The organism is uncultured Abyssibacter sp. (assembly GCF_964000955.1).
GTDB lineage: Bacteria > Pseudomonadota > Gammaproteobacteria > Nevskiales > OUC007 > Abyssibacter.
In genome coordinates, this window is record NZ_CAXFCL010000033.1 from 1 (window position 1) to 2,192 (window position 2,192).

Annotated in this window: 3 protein-coding genes; all 3 read right to left on the bottom strand. The window is 64.8% G+C overall.

Going from position 1 to position 2,192, the window contains the following annotated elements; genetic code table 11:
* On the bottom strand, positions 1–464 hold a 464-nt coding region (locus ABNS06_RS01325), incomplete at its 3' end, for an amidase (protein ID WP_348672158.1).
* Positions 465–507: 43 nt separating this feature from the next.
* The gene (locus tag ABNS06_RS01330; RefSeq protein ID WP_348672159.1) at positions 508–753 is read right to left on the bottom strand and encodes a DUF1816 domain-containing protein; all 246 of its coding nucleotides are present in this window, start codon (positions 751–753) and stop codon (positions 508–510) included.
* Between the two features lie 57 nt (positions 754–810).
* Positions 811–2,058, bottom strand: a complete 1,248-nt coding sequence (gene rlmB, locus ABNS06_RS01335; RefSeq protein ID WP_348672160.1) for a 23S rRNA (guanosine(2251)-2'-O)-methyltransferase RlmB — start codon at positions 2,056–2,058, stop codon at positions 811–813.
* Positions 2,059–2,192 lie beyond the last annotated feature (134 nt).

A 2,192-nucleotide genomic window follows, 5' to 3' on the forward strand; every position in this document is an offset into this window, starting at 1 on the left:
GCCGCACTACCTCCGGAACTTCCACCGGGAACATGGCCGGTGTTCCAGGGGTTTTTGGTGGCACCAAACGCCGATGTCTCGGTGGAGCCTCCCATGGCGAATTCATCCAGGTTGGTCTTACCGACCAACACCGCTCCAGCGCCCCACAGCCGATCGGTGACAGTGGATTCGTAGGGCGGCACGAACTGTTCGAGCATTCGACTCGAGCAGGTGGTGCGGACTCCGCGGGTGCAGAGATTGTCTTTGATCGCCAGCGGCAGACCCGCCAGAGGCCCAAGGTCCTCGCCGGCGGCGCGGGCCCGGTCGACACGGTCAGCGTCAGCGCGGGCCCGGTCAGCCGTCACCTGCACAAACGCATTCAGCGAGGGCTCCGAACGCTCCAGACGCTGAAGATGCTCATCGACGAGCTCCCGGGACGAGACCTCGCCGGCCTGCAGTTGCCGACGCCACGCGCTGATCGTCATGAAACTGCGATCGATTGCAGGAGCGACGCTATCAGCCGCAGGATCAACCCTCGGCAGCGATGGTTAACGGTTCGCCGCGACGGGTGCGCAGCAGGGTATGACGCATGGACTGGGGCTGCTCTGAGCCCACGTCCTCCAGGAAGGTCGGCAGCTCATGTTCCAGTCCTTGGCGGGTGAGGAATGGGCCGAACCAGTAGGTGACATCGGGCCCGGTGGTCTCGACACGGGCCCACCAAGCCAAACCGACACCATTGGCGAGGCTGCGCAGCGGCCGGATCAGAGGGCTCATGGAGCTCATGTGATGTAAAGGCATTTTGCACCGACCCGGCCAAATAACACGGTCATCTCAGGGAGAAAGCTGGATGCTCTGATCAAAATCGCGTTCTGCAGCTCGATCACGGCGTTCGAGCTCCAGTTCAATCCGCTGCTCGGGTAGCGCCGTGTCATCAGCCTTCGCAGACAGGACATCGTCGCGCTGGCCAGCCATGCGCGCCCGCTGAAGCGGCGGCGACGGGGCTTGACCGTGAATGTCCTTCATCCAGTTGCGACGCGCCACCTCGTACACGCAGAGCGCTGTGGCCACGGATGCATTCAGGCTTGGCGTCACGCCCCGCAGGGGAATCCGCACCAACTGGTCGCAGTGGCGACGCGTTAACAGAGACAGCCCCTGATCCTCCGAACCGGTCACCAGCACCAGCGGCCCACTGAGATCCGCATCAGGCAGGGTCACATCACCTTCTCCCGCCAGGCCAATCACCCGATACCCAGCATCCTTGAGCTTTTCGAGGGAGCGATTCAGGTTCACCACCCGCGCCACGGGCAGGTGTTCCAGGGCGCCTGCTGCCACCTTTGCCGCCGAACCCGTCAGGCCGGCACTGCGTCGCTGAGGCAACACCACACCATGGGCACCCATCGCCTCGGCCGAGCGGACCACCGCGCCGAGATTGTGAGGATCCGTGACCCCATCCAGGGCCAGCAGCAATGGCGGTTCCCCCAGATCAGAGCATCCTCCGATCAAAGTCTCCAGATCAGTCGTCTCTGCAGCTGCCGTCTGCAGCGCAATGCCCTGATGCACCGATCCTCCGGTGATCTGTCCCAATCGAGCCCAGGTGACCTCCTCCACCAGCACGCCGGAGGCTTTGGCATCGCGAAGCAATTGCAGAAACTTGGCGGCACTTCGCATTTCAGGAGTGCACCAGATGCGATGGATCGGTCTGCCGGCTTCCAGGGCTGCGAGCGCTGCATGGCGTCCCCACACCAGATCATCAGCTGGGGGGGTGGCGGCAGCAGCCTCGCCCTCCGCTTTGTGCTGCGGACGATCCCGGAACGGGAGGCGCGAACGCTCCCGTTGAAACGAGGGACGCCGATCACCGCGCCGGTCGCCCTGGAGATGATCGCCGCGGCGATCGCTGCGCCGGTCATCACGGCGTTGGTACGACCGTTCGTCGCGACGTTGATCATCGAAACGCCCCTGCAGGCGCTCAGATCGTTCAGGACGCCGGTCTGCCATGAAGCGTCCACGGCCTCCACGATCACCGCGATCGGGGCGGGCACGCTGCTCATCATCGGAGCGCCCCCGGCGTCGCTCATCCATGCGCCCCCGGCGAACCGGCGCCTCTCGATTCCACGCGCGGCGGCTAGCGTCGGCATCAGCATCGACATCAGGACGACGTCGGTCGCTGCGCCCCGGTCGTCCAGTCCTGGACGAACCGCCGGAACGGCGTTCAA